We start from the raw sequence: 18,329 nt of genomic DNA, 5'->3' as shown, positions 1-18,329 counted from the left end.
AGCGCTTTTTCTTGCGGACACAAAAAACCGGGCACTAGGCCCGGTTTTTCGTTTCAGACTGACGTCTTACTCGGCGGATACAGCTTCGCCAGCAGTAGCACGATCAACCAACTCGACGTACGCCATAGGCGCGTTGTCGCCAGCGCGGAAACCGCACTTGAGGATGCGCAGGTAGCCACCCTCACGGGTAGCGTAACGCTTGCCCAGGTCGTTGAAGAGCTTACCAACGATAGCTTTCGAACGAGTACGGTCGAAAGCCAGACGGCGGTTAGCCAGGCTGTCTGTCTTGGCCAGAGTGATCAGCGGCTCGGCAACGCGGCGCAGTTCTTTGGCTTTTGGCAGAGTAGTCTTGATCAGCTCGTGCTCGAACAACGACACCGCCATGTTTTGGAACATGGCCTTGCGGTGCGAGCTGGTGCGGCTCAGGTGACGCCCACTTTTACGATGACGCATGGTTCATTCCTTACCAAACACTACGTTCGGTGATTACGACGATCAGGCAGTCGCCTTGTCGTCCTTCTTAAGACTTGCAGGCGGCCAGTTGTCGAGGCGCATGCCGAGGGACAGACCGCGGGAGGCCAGAACGTCCTTGATTTCAGTCAAGGATTTCTTGCCCAGGTTCGGAGTCTTCAACAGCTCTACTTCGGTACGCTGAATCAGGTCACCGATGTAGTAGATGTTTTCCGCCTTAAGGCAGTTAGCCGAACGTACAGTCAGTTCCAGATCGTCAACCGGGCGAAGCAGGATCGGATCGATCTCGTCTTCCTGCTCGACAACCACTGGCTCACTGTCACCTTTGAGGTCGACGAACGCAGCCAACTGCTGTTGCAGGATGGTTGCAGCGCGGCGGATAGCCTCTTCAGGATCCAGAGTACCGTTGGTTTCCAGATCAATAACCAGCTTGTCCAGGTTGGTACGCTGCTCGACACGGGCGTTTTCCACCACGTATGCGATACGGCGAACCGGGCTGAACGAAGAGTCAAGCTGCAAGCGACCAATGCTGCGGCTTTCATCTTCATCGCTCTGACGCGAGTCGGCTGGTTCATAACCACGACCACGAGCTACGGTGAGCTTCATGTTCAGGGCGCCGTTAGACGCCAGGTTAGCGATTACGTGATCGGGGTTAACGATCTCGACATCATGATCCAGCTGAATATCGGCAGCGGTAACCACCCCCGAACCCTTCTTCGACAAGGTCAGCGTAACTTCGTCACGACCGTGCAGCTTGATGGCCAGACCTTTAAGGTTCAACAGGATTTCAATTACGTCTTCCTGTACACCTTCGATGGCGCTGTACTCGTGGAGCACACCGTCAATCTCGGCCTCGACTACTGCGCAGCCGGGCATTGAGGACAACAGGATGCGGCGCAGCGCGTTGCCCAGGGTGTGGCCAAAACCACGCTCGAGAGGCTCGAGAGTGATCTTGGCGCGGGTTGGACTGACAACCTGCACATCAATGTGGCGGGGTGTCAGGAACTCATTTACCGAAATCTGCATGGATGCACCTATTTTCTAGCCCTTACTTGGAGTAGAGCTCGACAATCAGGCTTTCGTTGATGTCGGCGGACAGATCACTGCGAGCAGGAACGTTCTTGAAAACGCCCGACTTCTTCTCAGTGTCTACTTCTACCCATTCTACGCGGCCACGTTGGGCACACAGATCGAGAGCTTGGACAATGCGAAGTTGGTTTTTTGCTTTCTCGCGAACTGCGACCACGTCACCAGCACGAACCTGATACGACGGAACGTTTACGGTCTGACCGTTAACGCTGATCGACTTGTGCGATACCAGCTGACGGGATTCGGCACGAGTCGAACCAAAGCCCATACGGTATACAACGTTGTCCAGACGGCATTCGAGCAGTTGCAGCAGGTTTTCACCGGTTGCACCTTTCTTGCCAGCAGCTTCTTTGTAGTAGCCGCTGAACTGACGCTCGAGAACGCCGTAAATACGACGGACCTTCTGCTTTTCACGCAGTTGGGTGCCGTAGTCGGACTGGCGACCGCGGCGTTGGCCGTGGATACCAGGTGCTGCTTCAATGTTGCACTTCGATTCGATCGCGCGCACGCCGCTCTTCAAGAAGAGATCGGTGCCTTCGCGACGAGCGAGTTTGCATTTTGGACCAATGTAACGAGCCATTCTTTACAATCTCCTGGATTACACGCGGCGCTTCTTCGGCGGACGGCACCCGTTGTGCGGGATTGGCGTCACGTCGGTGATGCTGGCGATCTTGTAGCCACAGCCGTTCAAAGCGCGGACTGCGGATTCACGACCTGGACCTGGCCCCTTGACGTTAACGTCGAGGTTTTTCAGGCCGTATTCCAGCGCAGCTTGACCAGCACGCTCAGCAGCTACTTGAGCAGCGAACGGGGTGGACTTGCGGGAACCGCGGAAACCCGAACCACCGGAGGTAGCCCAGGAAAGAGCGTTACCTTGACGGTCGGTAATGGTCACGATGGTGTTGTTAAAAGAAGCATGGATGTGGGCGATGCCATCAACCACTGTCTTTTTAACTTTTTTACGAGGACGAGCAGCAGGTTTTGCCATGATTAAATTCCTGTCGATTCGCTGGGGCGATTACTTGCGGATCGGCTTACGCGGACCTTTACGGGTACGCGCGTTGGTCTTGGTACGCTGACCGCGTACTGGAAGACCGCGACGATGACGCAGACCGCGATAGCAACCGAGGTCCATCAAGCGCTTGATTTTCATGTTGATTTCGCGACGCAGGTCACCTTCAGTGGTGAACTTCGCCACTTCGCCACGCAGCTGTTCAATTTGCTCGTCGCTCAGATCTTTGATCTTTGCTGCTGGGTTTACCCCAGTGTCTGCACAGATTTTCTGTGCAGTAGTGCGACCAACACCATAGATGTAGGTCAGCGAGATAACAGTATGCTTGTTATCTGGAATGTTAACGCCTGCAATACGGGCCATTCAGTGGGACTCCAATTGACAGCTACCTACGCCCCGGAAGCCAAGAAATAGGGCGCGAGATAATATCGCTGTAATAACAAATAATCAACCCGGCAGCGCACTAGCTGCCGGGCTTGAAGCACAATCACACTCAGCCTTGGCGCTGTTTGTGACGCGGTTCCGCGCTGCAAATTACTCGAACAACACCTTCGCGGCGAATAATCTTGCAGTTACGGCACAGCTTTTTCACCGATGCACGAACTTTCATCACCAACTCCTCGAACCTTATGGGTACTCAGCGCAACATGCCGCTGCCGTAACCCTTCAGGTTGGCTTTCTTCATCAGGGATTCGTACTGGTGCGAAACGAGGTGCGATTGTACTTGGGACATGAAGTCCATCACAACCACGACCACGATCAGCAACGAGGTCCCGCCAAGGTAGAACGGAACGTTTGCTGCAACCACCAGGAACTGGGGCAACAGGCACACGGCCGTCATGTAAAGAGCACCGAACATGGTCAAGCGAGTCAGTACGCCATCAATGTAGCGCGCAGACTGCTCACCTGGACGGATGCCCGGAATAAAGGCACCGGACTTCTTCAGGTTTTCCGCTACGTCTTTCGGATTGAACATCAACGCCGTATAGAAGAAGCAGAAGAAAATAATCCCTGCACTAAACAGCAGAATATTCAACGGCTGACCAGGAGCGATCGACTGCGAGATGTCCTGCAACCAGCCCATACCTTCAGACTGACCAAACCAGGCACCCAACGAAGCCGGGAACAGCAAAATGCTGCTCGCGAAAATAGCCGGAATAACGCCGGCCATGTTCACCTTCAGCGGCAAGTGGCTTGTCTGCGCAGCAAAAACCTTACGGCCCTGCTGACGCTTGGCGTAGTGAACAGCGATACGACGCTGACCACGCTCAATGAACACCACGAAACCGATAATCGCTACTGCCAGCAAACCGATGGCAACCAAGGCGAAGATATTGATATCACCCTGACGCGCAGACTCGAAAGACTGCCCGATTGCTCTCGGAAGACCGGCGACGATACCCGAAAAAATCAACATCGAGATACCGTTGCCTACACCACGCTCAGTAATCTGCTCACCCAGCCACATCATGAACATCGCACCAGCCACAAAAGTGGATACCGCGACGAAATGGAAGCCAAAGTCACCAGTGAACGCAACGCCCTGCCCCGCCAGACCAATGGACATGCCAATAGCCTGAACGAGAGCGAGGACGACGGTGCCGTAGCGGGTGTACTGGCTGATCTTGCGACGGCCAGCTTCACCTTCCTTCTTCAACTGCTCCAGCTGCGGGCTGACGGCTGTCATCAGTTGCATGATGATCGATGCCGAAATGTACGGCATGATCCCCAGTGCAAAGATGCTCATCCGTTCCAGCGCGCCGCCGGAGAACATGTTGAACAAGCTAAGAATGGTCCCCTCATTCTGTCGAAACAGGTCTGCGAGTCGGTCAGGGTTGATACCTGGAACCGGGATGTGTGCGCCTATTCGATAGACGATAATCGCCAGGAACAGAAAACGCAGACGAGCCCAGAGTTCAGACATACCGCCTTTGCCGAGCGCAGAGAGAGCACCTTGCTTAGCCATTTATTCCTCGAACTTGCCGCCAGCTGCTTCGATAGCCGCACGCGCACCTTTGGTGGCGCCGATTCCCTTGCCGATAGTGACAGCGCGAGTCACTTCACCGGACAGCATGATTTTCACACGCTGTACGTTGACGTTGATCACGTTGGCATCTTTCAGGGACTGCACGGTGACGATGTCGCCTTCCACTTTAGCCAGCTCGGACAGACGCACTTCTGCGCGGTCCATGGCTTTCAGGGAAACGAAACCGAACTTCGGCAGGCGACGATGCAGCGGCTGTTGACCGCCTTCAAAGCCTGGAGCAATGGTGCCACCGGAGCGGGAGGTTTGACCTTTGTGGCCGCGGCCACCAGTCTTACCCAAACCGCTACCGATACCACGGCCCGGACGATGCTTTTCGCGACGGGAACCCGGCGCTGGACTCAGATCATTGAGTTTCATCGATTAACCCTCGACACGCAGCATGTAGTAGGCCTTGTTGATCATCCCGCGATTCTCGGGAGTATCCTGGACTTCTACAGTGTGACCGATGCGACGCAGACCCAGACCCTTAACGCACAGTTTGTGGTTAGGGATGCGGCCGGTCATGCTTTTGATCAGCGTTACTTTAACGGTAGCCATGATCAGAAGATCTCCTTGACAGTCAAGCCACGCTTGGCAGCGATGGACTCAGGAGATTGCATGGCTTTCAGACCCTTGAAAGTGGCGTGAACCACGTTTACCGGGTTAGTCGAGCCGTAGCACTTGGCCAGAACGTTCTGAACGCCAGCAACTTCGAGGACAGCACGCATAGCGCCGCCAGCGATGATACCGGTACCTTCAGAAGCAGGCTGCATGTACACTTTCGAAGCGCCGTGAGCGGACTTCATTGCGTACTGCAGGGTAGTGCCGTTCAGGTCAACTTGGATCATGTTGCGGCGAGCAGCTTCCATTGCCTTCTGGATCGCAGCAGGCACTTCACGCGACTTGCCACGGCCGAAGCCAACACGCCCTTTACCATCACCAACCACGGTCAACGCGGTGAAAGTGAAGATACGGCCGCCTTTAACGGTTTTGGCTACGCGGTTAACTTGAACCAGCTTCTCGATGTAGCCTTCGTCGCGCTTTTGGTCGTTATTTGACATAACTTAGAACTCCAGCCCAGCTTCACGAGCAGCATCAGCCAGCGCTTTAACGCGGCCGTGGTACTTGAAGCCAGAGCGGTCGAAAGCCACCTGCGAGACGCCAGCGGCCTTAGCACGCGTAGCGACCAGCTGGCCAACCTTAGTGGCCGCGTCGATGTTGCCAGTGGCGCCATCACGCAGTTCTTTATCCAAAGTCGAGGCGCTTGCCAGGACTTTGTTGCCGTCGGCCGAAATGACCTGGGCGTAGATGTGCTGCGAAGAGCGGAACACGCAGAGACGCACGACTTCGAGTTCGTGCATTTTCAGGCGTGCTTTGCGAGCGCGACGCAGTCGAGTAACTTTTTTGTCGGTCATTTGCTATGCCCTACTTCTTCTTGGCTTCTTTACGACGGACGACTTCGTCCGCGTAGCGCACACCTTTGCCTTTGTACGGCTCTGGTGGACGGAAGTCGCGGATCTCGGCGGCCACTTGACCTACCAGCTGCTTGTCGATGCCCTTGATCAGGATATCGGTCTGGCTAGGAGTCTCAGCGGTGATGCCTTCCGGCAGTTCGTAATCCACTGGGTGCGAGAAGCCAAGAGCCAGGTTCAGCACCTGACCTTTTGCTTGCGCCTTGTAACCAACACCGACCAGCTGGAGCTTGCGCTCGAAGCCTTGGCTTACGCCTTGGACCATGTTGTTTACCAACGCACGCGTGGTACCGGCCATTGCGCGAGTCTGTTGATCGCCATTGCGAGCAGCGAAACGCAGCTCACCAGCTTCTTCAACGATCTCAACGGACGAATGGATGTTCAGTTCAAGAGTACCCTTGGCACCCTTCACCGAAAGCTGTTGGCCTGCGAATTTTACTTCGACACCGGCTGGCAGCTTAACGGGGTTCTTAGCGACGCGAGACATGCTTATCCCCCCTTAGAACACAGTGCAAAGAACTTCGCCGCCGACACCGGCAGCGCGCGCAGCACGATCAGTCATCACACCTTTGTTGGTGGAGACGATAGACACACCGAGACCGCCACGTACTTTAGGCAGATCTTCGACGGACTTGTACTGACGCAGGCCTGGACGGCTAACGCGCTTGACTTCTTCGATAACCGGACGGCCTTCGAAATATTTCAGCTCGATAGACAGCAGTGGTTTGGTTTCGCTGCTGATCTGATAACCCGCGATGTAACCTTCGTCCTTCAGGACTTTAGCTACAGCCACCTTCAACGTGGAAGAAGGCATGCTTACGACGGACTTTTCAGCCATCTGGGCATTACGGATTCGAGTTAGCATGTCCGCTAACGGGTCCTGCATACTCATGGGCTAGACGCTCCTAATACAGAAAAATTAGCCTTGCGGCTACTACTTGTCGCCGAGAAACTCCGGGCATGAAAAACACGGGCTCAGGCGAGCCGGTCATTCTAGACACACCCCAGAAATGAATCAAGCCCCAAAAGGGGCTTGATTCAGATTCAAGGCCACCGATGGTCAGGTTCTTGCGACCCCGACCATCAAGGCTTTGACAGCGATTACCAGCTGGCTTTAACCAGACCTGGAACGTCACCACGCATTGCCGCTTCACGCAGTTTGTTACGGCCCAGGCCGAACTTGCGGTAAACGCCGTGCGGACGACCAGTCAGGCGGCAACGGTTACGCATGCGCGAAGCGCTTGCGTCACGTGGTTGCTTCTGCAGAGCTACGGTAGCTTCCCAACGCGCTTCTGGACTTGCGTTCAGATCGACGATGATAGCTTTCAGCGCTGCACGCTTGGTGGCGTACTTGGCAACAGTGAGCTGACGCTTCAGCTCACGGTTTTTCATGCTCTTCTTGGCCATTTTCCTACTCCAATCAGTTGCGGAACGGGAATTTGAAAGCACGCAGCAGAGCGCGGCCTTCATCATCGTTCTTGGCAGTGGTGGTCAGGGTAATGTCCAGACCGCGGAGAGCATCGATCTTGTCGTAGTCGATTTCCGGGAAAATGATCTGCTCTTTCACGCCCATGCTGTAGTTGCCACGACCATCGAAGGACTTGGCATTCAGGCCGCGGAAGTCGCGAACCCGAGGCAGGGAGATCGACAGCAGACGATCCAGGAATTCGTACATACGCTCACGGCGCAGAGTCACCTTGACGCCGATCGGCCATCCTTCACGGACTTTAAAGCCAGCGATGGATTTACGAGCGTAGGTCACAACGACTTTTTGGCCGGTGATCTTTTCCAGGTCAGCAACAGCGTGCTCGATGACTTTTTTGTCGCCGATCGCTTCGCCCAGACCCATGTTCAGGGTGATTTTGGTAACGCGCGGAACTTCCATCACGTTCGAAAGCTTAAGTTCTTCCTTAAGTTTCGGAGCGATTTCCTTCCGGTAAATCTCTTTTAGTCGTGCCATGGTCTTCTACCTAGCAGTGTTCAAGCATCAACCGCTTTTTGGGTCGACTTGAAGACACGAATTTTCTTACCGTCTTCTACTTTGAAACCAACGCGGTCAGCCTTGTTGGTTTCGCCGTTGAAGATGGCGACGTTGGAAGCGTGCAGTGGCGCTTCTTTCTCGACGATACCGCCCTGTACGCCCGACATCGGGTTAGGCTTGGTATGACGCTTGACCAGGTTCAGACCACCAACAACCAGACGGTTGTCAGCAAGAACCTTCAGCACCTTACCGCGCTTACCTTTGTCTTTGCCGGCGATCACGATGATCTCGTCGTCACGACGAATCTTTTGCATGTCGGATCTCCTTACAGCACTTCTGGGGCGAGCGAGACGATCTTCATGAACTTCTCAGTACGAAGTTCACGGGTCACTGGCCCAAAGATACGGGTGCCGATCGGCTCTTGCTTGTTGTTCAGAAGAACAGCAGCGTTGCCATCAAAGCGGATAATGGAGCCATCAGCACGACGTACGCCGTGACGAGTGCGGACTACAACAGCAGTCATCACTTGGCCTTTTTTCACCTTACCGCGAGGAATTGCTTCCTTCACGGTAACTTTGATGATGTCACCGATACCAGCGTAACGACGATGGGAGCCACCCAGCACCTTGATGCACATAACGCGGCGAGCGCCGCTGTTATCGGCCACATCGAGCATGGATTGAGTCTGAATCATATAATTTCTCCGACCCCTAGCCCTTAGACTTCCACAGCGCGTTCGAGAACATCAACCAGCGCCCAAGACTTGGTCTTGGCCATCGGACGAGTTTCACGAATAGTGACTTTGTCGCCGATGTGGCACTGATTGGTTTCGTCGTGCGCGTGCAGCTTAGTCGAACGCTTAACGTATTTACCGTAGATCGGGTGCTTAACGCGACGCTCGATCAGAACGGTGATGGTTTTGTCCATCTTGTCGCTGACAACACGGCCAGTCAGCGTACGGACAGTTTTTTCGGCTTCAGCCATGATCACTTACCTGCCTGCTGGTTGAGCACAGTCTTCACGCGAGCGATGTCACGCTTAACTTGCGAGAGCAGATGAGACTGCCCCAACTGGCCAGTTGCTTTCTGCATGCGCAGATTGAACTGGTCGCGCAGCAAGCCGAGCAGTTGCTCGTTCAGCTGCTGTGCGGATTTTTCACGAAGTTCATTCGCTTTCATCACATCACCGTCCGTTTAACAAAGGAGGTGGCGAGCGGCAGCTTTGCAGCAGCCAGGGCGAAAGCCTCACGCGCCAGCTCTTCAGAAACACCCTCGATCTCATACAGGACTTTACCTGGCTGAATCTGGGCAACCCAGTACTCCACGTTACCCTTACCTTTACCCATACGAACCTCGAGAGGTTTTTTGGAGATCGGCTTGTCCGGGAATACACGGATCCAGATCTTGCCGCCACGTTTTACGTGACGGGTCAGAGCACGACGCGCTGACTCGATCTGACGAGCGGTGAGACGACCACGAGCAACAGACTTCAGCGCGAACTCGCCGAAGCTGACTTTGCTACCGCGCAGTGCCAGACCACGGTTGTGGCCGGTCATCTGCTTGCGGAACTTCGTACGCTTTGGTTGCAACATTTGGCGTACCCCTTACTTAGCAGCTTTTTTACGAGGCGCTGGTGCTTGTGGCTTCAGCTCTTCTTGGCGACCACCAATTACTTCGCCTTTGAAGATCCAAACCTTTACACCGATCACACCATAAGTGGTGTGAGCTTCGTAGTTGGCATAGTCGATGTCGGCACGCAGGGTGTGCAGTGGCACACGACCTTCGCGATACCATTCAGTACGTGCGATTTCAGCACCGCCGAGACGACCGCTCACTTGGATTTTGATGCCTTTGGCACCAATGCGCATGGCGTTCTGTACTGCGCGCTTCATAGCGCGACGGAACATTACGCGACGCTCCAGCTGCTGAGCTACGCTCTGCGCAACCAGCATACCGTCGAGTTCCGGCTTGCGGATCTCTTCGATATTGATGTGCACAGGCACACCCATTTGCTTGGTCAGGTCCTGACGCAGTTTCTCAACATCTTCACCTTTCTTCCCGATAACGATACCTGGACGAGCGGTGTGGATGGTGATACGTGCAGTTTGGGCCGGACGATGGATATCGATACGGCTTACGGACGCGCTTTTTAGTTTGTCTTGGAGATACTCACGCACCTTCAGATCAGCGAACAAGTAGTCCGCATAAGTCCGACCGTCTGCGTACCAGACGGAGGTGTGCTCCTTGACGATTCCCAGGCGAATGCCAATGGGATGTACTTTCTGACCCATCTCTTCGACTCCGTTACTTGTCAGCAACCTTGACAGTGATATGGCAAGACCGCTTGACGATGCGATCAGCACGGCCTTTGGCACGTGGCATGATGCGCTTCAGCGAACGCCCTTCGTTGACGAAAACGGTGCTGACCTTCAGGTCATCAACGTCTGCGCCTTCGTTATGCTCGGCGTTGGCTACGGCCGACTCCAGCACTTTTTTCATGATCTCGGCGGCTTTCTTACTGCTGAAAGCCAACAGGTTGAGCGCTTCGCCCACCTTCTTCCCGCGGATCTGGTCGGCGACCAAGCGGGCTTTCTGGGCGGAGATTCGAGCGCCCGACAACTTAGCGGCTACTTCCATTTCCTTACCCCTTAACGCTTGGCTTTCTTGTCAGCCACGTGCCCACGATAAGTGCGGGTACCGGCGAACTCGCCCAGTTTATGGCCAACCATGTCTTCGTTCACGAGAACTGGGACGTGCTGACGGCCGTTGTGTACTGCGATGGTCAGACCGACCATTTGTGGCAGGATCATCGAACGACGCGACCAGGTTTTAATTGGTTTGCGATCGTTCTTTTCCGCCGCCACTTCGATCTTCTTCAGTAGGTGAAGATCAATAAAAGGACCTTTTTTCAGAGAACGTGGCACTGTCGTATCCCTCTATTTACTTGCGACGACGGACGATCATTTTGTCGGTACGCTTATTACCACGAGTCTTCGCGCCCTTAGTCGGGAAGCCCCATGGCGATACCGGATGACGACCACCAGAGGTACGACCTTCACCACCACCATGTGGGTGGTCAACCGGGTTCATGGCAACACCACGAACGGTTGGGCGAACGCCACGCCAGCGTTTGGCACCAGCTTTACCCAGCGAACGCAGGCTGTGCTCGGAGTTCGAGACTTCGCCCAGGGTCGCACGGCATTCAGCCAGGACTTTACGCATTTCACCGGAACGCAGACGCAGGGTAACGTACACGCCTTCCCGAGCGATCAGCTGAGCCGAAGCACCAGCGGAACGAGCGATCTGTGCGCCTTTACCTGGCTTCAGTTCGATGCCGTGTACGGTAGAACCGACTGGAATGTTGCGCAGTTGCAGAGCGTTGCCCGGCTTGATTGGAGCCAGAGCGCCTGCGATCAGCTGGTCGCCAGCACTCACGCCTTTAGGGGCGATGATGTAGCGGCGCTCGCCGTCTGCGTAGCAGAGCAGTGCGATGTGAGCAGTACGGTTTGGATCGTATTCGATACGCTCGACAGTGGCGACGATGCCATCTTTGTCGTTGCGACGGAAATCGACCATACGGTAATGCTGCTTATGACCACCACCGATGTGACGAGTGGTAATACGGCCATTGTTGTTACGACCACCAGTCTTCGATTTTTTCTCGAGCAGCGGTGCGTGAGGAGCGCCTTTATGCAGCTCCTGGTTGACCACCTTGACCACAAAACGGCGGCCAGGGGAAGTCGGTTTGCATTTAACGATTGCCATGATGCACCCCTTCCTTACTCAGCACTGCTGCTGAAATCGAGATCTTGGCCTGGCTGAAGGGAGATAACTGCCTTCTTCCAGTCATTACGCTTGCCCAGACCGCGAGCAGTGCGCTTGCTCTTACCCAGAACATTCAGGGTAGTGACGCGCTCTACTTTCACGCTGAACAGGCTTTCGACGGCCTTCTTGATTTCCAGCTTGGTTGCATCAGTAGCAACCTTGAAAACGAACTGGCCTTTCTTGTCTGCCAGAACCGTAGCCTTCTCGGAAACGTGCGGGCCAAGCAGAACTTTAAATACGCGTTCCTGGTTCATCCCAGCAGCTCCTCGAATTTCTTCACGGCCGACACGGTGATCAACACCTTGTCGTATGCGATCAGACTAACTGGATCGGAACCTTGCACGTCACGTACATCTACGTGTGGCAGGTTACGAGCAGCCAGGTACAGGTTCTGATCAACAGCGTCCGACACGATGAGAACATCGGTCAGGCTCATGTTGTTCAGCTTGCCCAGCAGATCTTTGGTTTTCGGAGTTTCAACAGCGAAATCCTGAACCACGACCAGACGATCAGTACGCACCAGCTCAGCAAGGATGGAACGCATTGCTGCGCGATACATCTTCTTGTTCAGCTTTTGGGAGTGATCCTGTGGACGAGCTGCGAAAGTGGTACCGCCGCCACGCCAGATTGGGCTACGGATAGTACCGGCACGAGCACGGCCAGTACCTTTCTGACGCCATGGGCGCTTGCCGCCACCACGAACGTCGGAACGGGTCTTTTGCTGCTTGCTACCTTGACGGCCGCCGGCCATGTAGGCCACGACTGCTTGGTGAACCAGCGTCTCGTTGAATTCGCCGCCAAATGTCAGTTCGGAAACTTCGATCGCTTGAGCGTCATTTACATTTAATTGCATGTCAGCTTCCCCTTAACCGCGAGCCTTGGCTGCTGGACGTACAACCAGGTTGCCGCCAGTAGCGCCAGGAACAGCGCCCTTGACCAACAACAGATTGCGTTCAGCGTCCACGCGCACTACTTCCAGGGACTGCACGGTCACGCGCTCAGCGCCCATATGACCGGACATTTTTTTGCCCTTGAATACACGACCAGGAGTCTGGCACTGGCCGATAGAGCCTGGGACGCGGTGGGATACGGAGTTACCGTGGGTGTTATCTTGCCCGCGGAAATTCCAACGCTTGATCGTACCCTGGAAGCCTTTACCTTTGGACTGACCGGTTACATCAACCAGTTGACCAGCGGCGAAGATTTCAGCGTTGATCAGATCGCCAGCCTGGTACTCGCCTTCTTCAAGACGGAATTCCATGGTAGTGCGACCAGCGGCAACGTTCGCTTTAGCGAAGTGGCCAGCCTGAGCTGCTGTTACACGCGAAGCACGACGCTCGCCGACAGTGACTTGCACTGCACGATAGCCATCGGTCTCTTCAGTTTTGAACTGGGTGACGCGATTCGGCTCGATCTCAATGACCGTGACCGGAATGGAGACACCTTCTTCGGTGAAAATACGGGTCATACCGCATTTACGACCGACTACACCAATAGTCATGTTGTAAACCTCATGAGTGTACGGGGCTTTCACCCGCTATGGCCGCCCATTTCAGAGCGTTACACGACCAAGACCGAGTCTTAGCCGAGGCTGATCTGCACTTCCACACCGGCCGCAAGATCAAGCTTCATAAGAGCATCAACGGTTTTATCCGTTGGCTGGACGATGTCCAGAACGCGCTTATGAGTGCGGATTTCGTACTGGTCACGCGCGTCTTTGTTGACGTGCGGGGAAACCAGAACGGTGAACCGCTCTTTACGGGTAGGCAGTGGAATTGGACCACGCACTTGAGCACCAGTACGTTTCGCGGTTTCCACGATTTCCTGGGTTGATTGGTCGATCAGGCGATGGTCAAAAGCCTTCAACCTGATACGGATTTGCTGATTTTGCATTGGATTTCAGACTCCGGCTGCTATTCCCACCGGGCGCAATACGCCCGTTAAAAGGAGGCGCAATTCTATAGACGCCCCAGATAGGTGTCAACCCAATAAAAAAGCCCCCGCTGAGCGGGGGCTTTTTCAATTCATCAAGCAGACTCTATAAAAGAGAATTACTCGATGATTTTGGCTACGACGCCAGCGCCGACGGTACGACCGCCTTCACGGATAGCGAAACGCAGACCATCTTCCATCGCGATGGTTTTGATCAGGGTAACAGTCATCTGAATGTTGTCACCTGGCATTACCATTTCAACGCCTTCTGGCAGCTCGCAGTTACCAGTCACGTCAGTAGTACGGAAGTAGAACTGTGGACGGTAGCCTTTGAAGAACGGAGTGTGACGACCGCCTTCTTCCTTGCTCAGAACGTAAACTTCTGCGGTGAACTTGGTGTGCGGCTTAACCGAACCTGGCTTGACCAGAACCTGACCACGCTCAACGTCGTCACGCTTGGTACCACGCAGCAGAACGCCGCAGTTCTCGCCAGCACGACCTTCGTCGAGCAGCTTGCGGAACATTTCAACACCGGTGCAGGTGGTGGTGGTGGTGTCGCGCAGACCAACGATCTCCAGTGCATCTTGAACGCGAACGATACCGCGCTCGATACGACCAGTCACAACAGTACCACGACCCGAGATCGAGAATACGTCTTCGATTGGCATCAGGAATGGCTTGTCGATCATACGAACTGGTTCTGGGATGTAGCTGTCCAGAGTTTCAACCAGTTTCTTGACGGCAGTGGTGCCCATCTCGTTGTCGTCTTTGCCTTCCAGCGCCATACGAGCCGAACCGATGATGATTGGAGTGTCATCGCCCGGGAAGTCGTAGGTGGACAGCAGGTCGCGAACTTCCATCTCAACCAGTTCCAGCAGCTCAGCGTCGTCTACCAGGTCAGCCTTGTTCAGGAAAACCACGATGTACGGAACGCCTACCTGACGGGACAGCAGGATGTGCTCACGGGTTTGTGGCATCGGACCATCAGCGGCCGAGCAAACCAGGATAGCGCCGTCCATTTGAGCAGCACCGGTGATCATGTTCTTCACATAGTCAGCGTGACCTGGGCAGTCAACGTGAGCGTAGTGACGGATCAGCGAGTTGTACTCAACGTGTGCGGTGTTGATGGTGATACCGCGAGCTTTTTCTTCTGGAGCGCTGTCGATCTTGTCGAATTCAACTACGGCCGAACCGAAAACTTCGGAGCAGACGCGAGTCAGAGCAGCGGTCAGAGTGGTTTTACCGTGGTCAACGTGACCGATGGTGCCAACGTTGACGTGCGGTAGGGAACGATCAAATTTTTCTTTAGCCACGACAATTAACTCCTAGCCTAAAGGGGCTGAATCAGCCTTGTTTTTTGGTTACGGATTCGACGATGTGCGACGGAGCCGTATCGTATTTTTTGAATTCCATAGAGTAGCTTGCGCGACCCTGAGACATGGAACGAACGTCGGTCGCATAACCGAACATCTCACCCAGTGGAACCTCGGCACGGATAACCTTGCCGGACACTGTGTCTTCCATACCCTGGATCATGCCGCGACGACGGTTAAGGTCGCCCATTACATCACCCATATAGTCTTCAGGCGTAACAACCTCTACCGCCATGATCGGCTCGAGCAACTCACCACCACCCTTCTGGGCCAGTTGCTTGGTCGCCATGGAAGCAGCCACCTTGAACGCCATCTCGTTGGAGTCGACGTCGTGGTAAGAACCATCGAACACGGTAGCCTTCAGGCCGATCAGCGGATAGCCGGCAACAACGCCGTTCTTCATCTGCTCTTCGATACCCTTCTGGATAGCCGGGATGTATTCCTTAGGAACCACACCACCTACTACTTCGTTCACGAATTGCAGACCTTCCTGACCTTCGTCAGCAGGAGCAAAACGGATCCAGCAGTGGCCGAACTGGCCACGACCGCCGGACTGGCGAACGAACTTGCCTTCGATTTCGCAGTTCTTCGTGATGCGCTCACGGTACGAAACTTGAGGCTTGCCGATGTTGGCTTCGACGTTGAACTCACGGCGCATCCGGTCAACCAGGATGTCCAGGTGCAGCTCGCCCATGCCGGAGATGATCGTCTGACCAGTCTCTTCATCAGTCTTAACGCGGAAAGACGGGTCTTCCTGAGCCAGTTTGCCCAGAGCGATACCCATTTTTTCCTGGTCATCCTTGGTCTTAGGCTCTACGGCAACCGAAATAACCGGCTCCGGGAAGTCCATACGAACCAGGATGATTGGCTTGTCAGCGTTGCAGAGGGTTTCACCAGTGGTGACGTCCTTCATGCCGATCAGGGCCGCGATGTCGCCAGCGCGTACTTCCTTGATCTCTTCACGGGCGTTTGCGTGCATTTGCACCATACGACCCACGCGCTCTTTTTTACCTTTAACCGAGTTGATCACGCCGTCGCCGGAGTTCAACACGCCCGAGTAAACGCGGACGAAGGTCAAGGTACCCACGAATGGGTCGGTAGCGATTTTGAACGCCAGTGCCGCGAACGGCTCGTCGTCACTTGCGTGACGCTCCATTTCCTCTTCCTCGTTATCAGGGTTGGAACCCTTGATCGCAGGAATGTCGGTTGGAGCAGGCAGGAAGTCGATAACGGCGTCGAGAACCAGGGGAACACCCTTGTTCTTGAACGACGAACCGCACACAGCCAGAACGATTTCGCCAGCGATAGTGCGCTGACGCAGAGCGGCCTTGATCTCTTCGATCGACAGCTCTTCGCCTTCCAGGTACTTGTTCATCAGCTCTTCGCTGGCTTCGGCCGCAGCCTCAACCATGTTGCTGCGCCATTCGGTGGCGAGCTCGAGCATGTCCGCAGGGATTTCCTTGCGAACAGGAACCATACCCTTGTCAGAGTCGTTCCAGTAAACAGCCTGCATGTTGATCAGGTCGATCTGGCCCTGGAAGTTATCTTCCGAACCGATAGCCAGCTGAATCGGCACCGGAGTGTGACCCAGACGCTGTTTGATCTGACCGATCACTCGCAGGAAGTTGGCACCAGCACGGTCCATCTTGTTTACGTAAACAAGACGTGGAACGCCGTATTTGTTGGCTTGACGCCATACGGTTTCCGACTGAGGCTCAACACCCGAAGTACCGCAGAATACAACGACAGCGCCGTCGAGTACGCGCAGGGAACGCTCAACTTCAATAGTGAAGTCTACGTGGCCTGGGGTATCGATGACGTTGAAGCGGTGCTCATGCGCATACTGCTTCTCGGAACCTTTCCAGAAGGCGGTGATAGCAGCAGAAGTAATGGTAATACCACGCTCCTGCTCCTGCACCATCCAGTCTGTGGTCGCGGCGCCGTCATGCACCTCGCCCATTTTGTGACTTTTGCCGGTGTAAAAAAGGACGCGCTCGGTGGTGGTGGTTTTACCAGCATCCACGTGAGCGACGATACCGATGTTACGGTAGCGACTAATCGGAGTAGTACGAGCCATAAAGCCCTCGCAAAATTAGTGAAGCTAAAATTAGAAGCGGTAGTGCGAGAAAGCTTTGTTGGCTTCGGCCATACGGTGCACGTCTTCACGCTTCTTAACAGCAGCACCTTTACCTTCAGCAGCATCCAGCAGTTCGCCAGCCAAGCGCAGAGCCATAGACTTCTCGCCACGCTTACGGGCGAAGTCTACCAACCAGCGCATTGCCAGAGCGTTACGGCGGGAAGGACGAACCTCGACCGGAACCTGGTAAGTAGCACCACCAACGCGGCGCGACTTCACTTCGACCAGCGGAGCGATGGCGTCGAGTGCTTTTTCGAAGAGTTCCAGGGGATCGGTGCCGGCCTTACGAGCCTTCACGGTTTCCAGGGCACCATAAACGATACGCTCGGCAACGGCTTTCTTGCCGCTTTCCATAACGTGGTTCATGAATTTGGCGAGGATCTGGCTTCCGTATTTCGGATCGTCCAGAATCTCACGCTTTGCTGCTACGCGACGTCTTGGCATGATAAGCCCTCAAGCGGTCTTCAGGTTAGTTCGGGACAGATCCAGTGGATGCAAGCCCGACCTTACTCTTATCGACTCAATAAAATGAAAATCTGCAAAACGGCCGATTACTTCGGACGCTTGGTACCGTACTTCGAACGACCCTGGTTACGGCCTTTAACGCCGGAAGTATCCAAGGAGCCGCGAACGGTGTGGTAACGAACACCTGGCAAGTCTTTTACACGACCGCCGCGGATCAGTACCACGCTGTGCTCTTGCAGGTTGTGGCCTTCACCACCGATGTACGAGGAAACCTCGAAACCGTTGGTCAGACGCACACGGCATACTTTACGCAGTGCCGAGTTAGGTTTTTTCGGCGTAGTGGTGTACACACGGGTGCACACGCCACGACGTTGCGGGCAGTTCTGCAGCGCAGGCACGTCGGATTTCTCGACGATACGCTTACGCGGCTGACGTACCAGCTGGTTGATAGTTGCCATCTACTAGCTCCACTGTTGTCTTGCGACGCTATTGTCTTGCAAGAAAAGCAAAATGGCAGGAACGGATTCCCGCCAAATTTAGGGGATCA

General features: G+C 54.7%; 32 protein-coding genes. All 32 read right to left on the bottom strand.

Going from position 1 to position 18,329, the window contains the following annotated elements; all coding sequences use genetic code 11:
* Nucleotides 1–66 precede the first annotated feature (66 nt).
* The 32 genes from rplQ to rpsL all read right to left on the bottom strand — a co-directional run bounded on the left by rplQ (nt 67) and on the right by rpsL (nt 18,240).
* Nucleotides 67–453 carry a 50S ribosomal protein L17 gene (gene rplQ, locus AC27VU_RS21465; RefSeq protein ID WP_003176402.1) on the bottom strand — a complete coding sequence of 129 codons (387 nt, stop codon included), beginning with the start codon at nt 451–453 and terminating at the stop codon, nt 67–69.
* A 42-nt stretch (nt 454–495) separates the two neighbouring features.
* Nucleotides 496–1,497, bottom strand: coding sequence for a DNA-directed RNA polymerase subunit alpha (locus tag AC27VU_RS21460; RefSeq protein WP_003186012.1), 1,002 nt, complete (start codon nt 1,495–1,497; stop codon nt 496–498).
* 22 nt (nt 1,498–1,519) lie between these two features.
* Complete coding sequence (gene rpsD / locus AC27VU_RS21455) at nt 1,520–2,140, bottom strand: 30S ribosomal protein S4 (protein ID WP_003176404.1); 621 nt, start codon at nt 2,138–2,140, stop codon at nt 1,520–1,522.
* An 18-nt stretch (nt 2,141–2,158) separates the two neighbouring features.
* Nucleotides 2,159–2,548, bottom strand: coding sequence for a 30S ribosomal protein S11 (gene rpsK, locus AC27VU_RS21450; protein ID WP_002555466.1), 390 nt, complete (start codon nt 2,546–2,548; stop codon nt 2,159–2,161).
* Between the two features lie 30 nt (nt 2,549–2,578).
* Nucleotides 2,579–2,935, bottom strand: coding sequence for a 30S ribosomal protein S13 (gene rpsM / locus AC27VU_RS21445; protein ID WP_008374135.1), 357 nt, complete (start codon nt 2,933–2,935; stop codon nt 2,579–2,581).
* A gap of 130 nt (nt 2,936–3,065) precedes the next feature.
* The gene (gene rpmJ / locus AC27VU_RS21440) at nt 3,066–3,182 is read right to left on the bottom strand and encodes a 50S ribosomal protein L36 (protein WP_002555468.1); all 117 of its coding nucleotides are present in this window, start codon (nt 3,180–3,182) and stop codon (nt 3,066–3,068) included.
* Between the two features lie 27 nt (nt 3,183–3,209).
* Nucleotides 3,210–4,538 (bottom strand): preprotein translocase subunit SecY, encoded by a 1,329-nt coding sequence (gene secY, locus AC27VU_RS21435; protein ID WP_003228718.1) that lies wholly within the window; start codon nt 4,536–4,538, stop codon nt 3,210–3,212.
* Nucleotides 4,539–4,976: a 50S ribosomal protein L15 gene (rplO, locus tag AC27VU_RS21430; protein ID WP_003228720.1), complete on the bottom strand. Its 438-nt coding sequence runs from the start codon at nt 4,974–4,976 to the stop codon at nt 4,539–4,541.
* Nucleotides 4,977–4,979: 3 nt separating this feature from the next.
* Entirely contained in the window at nt 4,980–5,156 is a 177-nt protein-coding gene (gene rpmD, locus AC27VU_RS21425; RefSeq protein WP_003176408.1) for a 50S ribosomal protein L30, read from the bottom strand.
* Nucleotides 5,157–5,158: 2 nt separating this feature from the next.
* Nucleotides 5,159–5,659: a 30S ribosomal protein S5 gene (rpsE, locus tag AC27VU_RS21420; RefSeq protein ID WP_003176409.1), complete on the bottom strand. Its 501-nt coding sequence runs from the start codon at nt 5,657–5,659 to the stop codon at nt 5,159–5,161.
* A gap of 3 nt (nt 5,660–5,662) precedes the next feature.
* Nucleotides 5,663–6,013 (bottom strand): 50S ribosomal protein L18, encoded by a 351-nt coding sequence (gene rplR / locus AC27VU_RS21415; protein WP_003186037.1) that lies wholly within the window; start codon nt 6,011–6,013, stop codon nt 5,663–5,665.
* 10 nt (nt 6,014–6,023) lie between these two features.
* Nucleotides 6,024–6,557, bottom strand: coding sequence for a 50S ribosomal protein L6 (gene rplF / locus AC27VU_RS21410; protein WP_003228722.1), 534 nt, complete (start codon nt 6,555–6,557; stop codon nt 6,024–6,026).
* 12 nt (nt 6,558–6,569) lie between these two features.
* Nucleotides 6,570–6,962, bottom strand: a complete 393-nt coding sequence (rpsH, locus tag AC27VU_RS21405; RefSeq protein WP_003228724.1) for a 30S ribosomal protein S8 — start codon at nt 6,960–6,962, stop codon at nt 6,570–6,572.
* A 209-nt stretch (nt 6,963–7,171) separates the two neighbouring features.
* Nucleotides 7,172–7,477: a 30S ribosomal protein S14 gene (gene rpsN / locus AC27VU_RS21400; protein ID WP_003228726.1), complete on the bottom strand. Its 306-nt coding sequence runs from the start codon at nt 7,475–7,477 to the stop codon at nt 7,172–7,174.
* Nucleotides 7,478–7,490: 13 nt separating this feature from the next.
* The gene (gene rplE, locus AC27VU_RS21395; RefSeq protein ID WP_003210069.1) at nt 7,491–8,030 is read right to left on the bottom strand and encodes a 50S ribosomal protein L5; all 540 of its coding nucleotides are present in this window, start codon (nt 8,028–8,030) and stop codon (nt 7,491–7,493) included.
* A 20-nt stretch (nt 8,031–8,050) separates the two neighbouring features.
* Nucleotides 8,051–8,365 (bottom strand): 50S ribosomal protein L24, encoded by a 315-nt coding sequence (gene rplX / locus AC27VU_RS21390; RefSeq protein ID WP_003186046.1) that lies wholly within the window; start codon nt 8,363–8,365, stop codon nt 8,051–8,053.
* Between the two features lie 11 nt (nt 8,366–8,376).
* On the bottom strand, nt 8,377–8,745 hold the full coding sequence (gene rplN, locus AC27VU_RS21385; RefSeq protein ID WP_002555479.1) for a 50S ribosomal protein L14: 369 nt from the start codon (nt 8,743–8,745) through the stop codon (nt 8,377–8,379).
* Between the two features lie 23 nt (nt 8,746–8,768).
* Nucleotides 8,769–9,035: a 30S ribosomal protein S17 gene (rpsQ, locus tag AC27VU_RS21380; protein ID WP_003194644.1), complete on the bottom strand. Its 267-nt coding sequence runs from the start codon at nt 9,033–9,035 to the stop codon at nt 8,769–8,771.
* 2 nt (nt 9,036–9,037) lie between these two features.
* A complete protein-coding gene (gene rpmC, locus AC27VU_RS21375; protein WP_002555481.1) occupies nt 9,038–9,229 on the bottom strand; it encodes a 50S ribosomal protein L29 in 192 nt (63 codons plus the stop codon).
* Nucleotides 9,229–9,642, bottom strand: coding sequence for a 50S ribosomal protein L16 (gene rplP, locus AC27VU_RS21370; RefSeq protein WP_003228729.1), 414 nt, complete (start codon nt 9,640–9,642; stop codon nt 9,229–9,231). The genes rpmC and rplP overlap by 1 nt, the downstream gene beginning before the upstream one ends.
* 12 nt (nt 9,643–9,654) lie before the next feature.
* The gene (gene rpsC, locus AC27VU_RS21365) at nt 9,655–10,341 is read right to left on the bottom strand and encodes a 30S ribosomal protein S3 (protein ID WP_003176422.1); all 687 of its coding nucleotides are present in this window, start codon (nt 10,339–10,341) and stop codon (nt 9,655–9,657) included.
* Between the two features lie 13 nt (nt 10,342–10,354).
* Nucleotides 10,355–10,687, bottom strand: a complete 333-nt coding sequence (gene rplV / locus AC27VU_RS21360; protein ID WP_003103908.1) for a 50S ribosomal protein L22 — start codon at nt 10,685–10,687, stop codon at nt 10,355–10,357.
* 11 nt (nt 10,688–10,698) lie between these two features.
* A complete protein-coding gene (rpsS, locus tag AC27VU_RS21355) occupies nt 10,699–10,974 on the bottom strand; it encodes a 30S ribosomal protein S19 (RefSeq protein WP_003228731.1) in 276 nt (91 codons plus the stop codon).
* Nucleotides 10,975–10,990: 16 nt separating this feature from the next.
* Complete coding sequence (rplB, locus tag AC27VU_RS21350) at nt 10,991–11,815, bottom strand: 50S ribosomal protein L2 (protein WP_003228734.1); 825 nt, start codon at nt 11,813–11,815, stop codon at nt 10,991–10,993.
* Between the two features lie 14 nt (nt 11,816–11,829).
* Nucleotides 11,830–12,129, bottom strand: coding sequence for a 50S ribosomal protein L23 (rplW, locus tag AC27VU_RS21345; protein WP_002555488.1), 300 nt, complete (start codon nt 12,127–12,129; stop codon nt 11,830–11,832).
* Nucleotides 12,126–12,728 (bottom strand): 50S ribosomal protein L4, encoded by a 603-nt coding sequence (rplD, locus tag AC27VU_RS21340; RefSeq protein WP_003228735.1) that lies wholly within the window; start codon nt 12,726–12,728, stop codon nt 12,126–12,128. Before rplD ends, rplW begins: the two co-directional genes overlap by 4 nt.
* A 12-nt stretch (nt 12,729–12,740) precedes the next feature.
* The gene (gene rplC / locus AC27VU_RS21335) at nt 12,741–13,376 is read right to left on the bottom strand and encodes a 50S ribosomal protein L3 (RefSeq protein ID WP_003228738.1); all 636 of its coding nucleotides are present in this window, start codon (nt 13,374–13,376) and stop codon (nt 12,741–12,743) included.
* Between the two features lie 80 nt (nt 13,377–13,456).
* Nucleotides 13,457–13,768 carry a 30S ribosomal protein S10 gene (gene rpsJ, locus AC27VU_RS21330; RefSeq protein ID WP_003186070.1) on the bottom strand — a complete coding sequence of 104 codons (312 nt, stop codon included), beginning with the start codon at nt 13,766–13,768 and terminating at the stop codon, nt 13,457–13,459.
* Between the two features lie 158 nt (nt 13,769–13,926).
* Nucleotides 13,927–15,120: an elongation factor Tu gene (tuf, locus tag AC27VU_RS21325; protein ID WP_024164425.1), complete on the bottom strand. Its 1,194-nt coding sequence runs from the start codon at nt 15,118–15,120 to the stop codon at nt 13,927–13,929.
* A gap of 31 nt (nt 15,121–15,151) precedes the next feature.
* The gene (fusA, locus tag AC27VU_RS21320; RefSeq protein WP_003228743.1) at nt 15,152–17,257 is read right to left on the bottom strand and encodes an elongation factor G; all 2,106 of its coding nucleotides are present in this window, start codon (nt 17,255–17,257) and stop codon (nt 15,152–15,154) included.
* A gap of 30 nt (nt 17,258–17,287) precedes the next feature.
* The gene (rpsG, locus tag AC27VU_RS21315; protein ID WP_003228745.1) at nt 17,288–17,761 is read right to left on the bottom strand and encodes a 30S ribosomal protein S7; all 474 of its coding nucleotides are present in this window, start codon (nt 17,759–17,761) and stop codon (nt 17,288–17,290) included.
* Between the two features lie 107 nt (nt 17,762–17,868).
* Complete coding sequence (rpsL, locus tag AC27VU_RS21310; protein WP_003186084.1) at nt 17,869–18,240, bottom strand: 30S ribosomal protein S12; 372 nt, start codon at nt 18,238–18,240, stop codon at nt 17,869–17,871.
* Nucleotides 18,241–18,329 lie beyond the last annotated feature (89 nt).

Source organism: Pseudomonas sp. 14P5.3.2 (assembly GCF_057799175.1).
Note: the sequence above shows the minus strand (reverse complement) of the source record. Positions and strands in the feature narration are given on the sequence as shown.

Bases quoted from the DNA above. Each gene is read 5' to 3' on its own strand.
- rplO (WP_003228720.1), bottom strand. From the start codon at position 4,976: ATGAAACTCAATGATCTGAGTCCAGCGCCGGGTTCCCGTCGCGAAAAG.
- rpmC (WP_002555481.1), bottom strand. From the start codon at position 9,229: ATGAAAGCGAATGAACTTCGTGAAAAATCCGCACAGCAGCTGAACGAG.
- rpsD (WP_003176404.1), bottom strand. From the start codon at position 2,140: ATGGCTCGTTACATTGGTCCAAAATGCAAACTCGCTCGTCGCGAAGGC.
- rplF (WP_003228722.1), bottom strand. From the start codon at position 6,557: ATGTCTCGCGTCGCTAAGAACCCCGTTAAGCTGCCAGCCGGTGTCGAA.
- rpmD (WP_003176408.1), bottom strand. From the start codon at position 5,156: ATGGCTACCGTTAAAGTAACGCTGATCAAAAGCATGACCGGCCGCATC.
- rpsJ (WP_003186070.1), bottom strand. From the start codon at position 13,768: ATGCAAAATCAGCAAATCCGTATCAGGTTGAAGGCTTTTGACCATCGC.
- rplD (WP_003228735.1), bottom strand. From the start codon at position 12,728: ATGCAATTAAATGTAAATGACGCTCAAGCGATCGAAGTTTCCGAACTG.
- rplN (WP_002555479.1), bottom strand. From the start codon at position 8,745: ATGATTCAGACTCAATCCATGCTCGATGTGGCCGATAACAGCGGCGCT.
- rplP (WP_003228729.1), bottom strand. From the start codon at position 9,642: ATGTTGCAACCAAAGCGTACGAAGTTCCGCAAGCAGATGACCGGCCAC.
- rplW (WP_002555488.1), bottom strand. From the start codon at position 12,129: ATGAACCAGGAACGCGTATTTAAAGTTCTGCTTGGCCCGCACGTTTCC.
- rplE (WP_003210069.1), bottom strand. From the start codon at position 8,030: ATGGCACGACTAAAAGAGATTTACCGGAAGGAAATCGCTCCGAAACTT.
- rpsC (WP_003176422.1), bottom strand. From the start codon at position 10,341: ATGGGTCAGAAAGTACATCCCATTGGCATTCGCCTGGGAATCGTCAAG.
- rpsH (WP_003228724.1), bottom strand. From the start codon at position 6,962: ATGAGTATGCAGGACCCGTTAGCGGACATGCTAACTCGAATCCGTAAT.
- rpmJ (WP_002555468.1), bottom strand. From the start codon at position 3,182: ATGAAAGTTCGTGCATCGGTGAAAAAGCTGTGCCGTAACTGCAAGATT.
- rpsG (WP_003228745.1), bottom strand. From the start codon at position 17,761: ATGCCAAGACGTCGCGTAGCAGCAAAGCGTGAGATTCTGGACGATCCG.
- rplX (WP_003186046.1), bottom strand. From the start codon at position 8,365: ATGCAAAAGATTCGTCGTGACGACGAGATCATCGTGATCGCCGGCAAA.
- rpsN (WP_003228726.1), bottom strand. From the start codon at position 7,477: ATGGCCAAGAAGAGCATGAAAAACCGTGAGCTGAAGCGTCAGCTCACT.
- rpsL (WP_003186084.1), bottom strand. From the start codon at position 18,240: ATGGCAACTATCAACCAGCTGGTACGTCAGCCGCGTAAGCGTATCGTC.
- secY (WP_003228718.1), bottom strand. From the start codon at position 4,538: ATGGCTAAGCAAGGTGCTCTCTCTGCGCTCGGCAAAGGCGGTATGTCT.
- rplB (WP_003228734.1), bottom strand. From the start codon at position 11,815: ATGGCAATCGTTAAATGCAAACCGACTTCCCCTGGCCGCCGTTTTGTG.
- fusA (WP_003228743.1), bottom strand. From the start codon at position 17,257: ATGGCTCGTACTACTCCGATTAGTCGCTACCGTAACATCGGTATCGTC.
- rplV (WP_003103908.1), bottom strand. From the start codon at position 10,687: ATGGAAGTAGCCGCTAAGTTGTCGGGCGCTCGAATCTCCGCCCAGAAA.
- rpsE (WP_003176409.1), bottom strand. From the start codon at position 5,659: ATGTCAAATAACGACCAAAAGCGCGACGAAGGCTACATCGAGAAGCTG.
- rplC (WP_003228738.1), bottom strand. From the start codon at position 13,376: ATGACTATTGGTGTAGTCGGTCGTAAATGCGGTATGACCCGTATTTTC.
- AC27VU_RS21460 (WP_003186012.1), bottom strand. From the start codon at position 1,497: ATGCAGATTTCGGTAAATGAGTTCCTGACACCCCGCCACATTGATGTG.
- rpsM (WP_008374135.1), bottom strand. From the start codon at position 2,935: ATGGCCCGTATTGCAGGCGTTAACATTCCAGATAACAAGCATACTGTT.
- rplQ (WP_003176402.1), bottom strand. From the start codon at position 453: ATGCGTCATCGTAAAAGTGGGCGTCACCTGAGCCGCACCAGCTCGCAC.
- rplR (WP_003186037.1), bottom strand. From the start codon at position 6,013: ATGACCGACAAAAAAGTTACTCGACTGCGTCGCGCTCGCAAAGCACGC.
- rpsK (WP_002555466.1), bottom strand. From the start codon at position 2,548: ATGGCAAAACCTGCTGCTCGTCCTCGTAAAAAAGTTAAAAAGACAGTG.
- rpsQ (WP_003194644.1), bottom strand. From the start codon at position 9,035: ATGGCTGAAGCCGAAAAAACTGTCCGTACGCTGACTGGCCGTGTTGTC.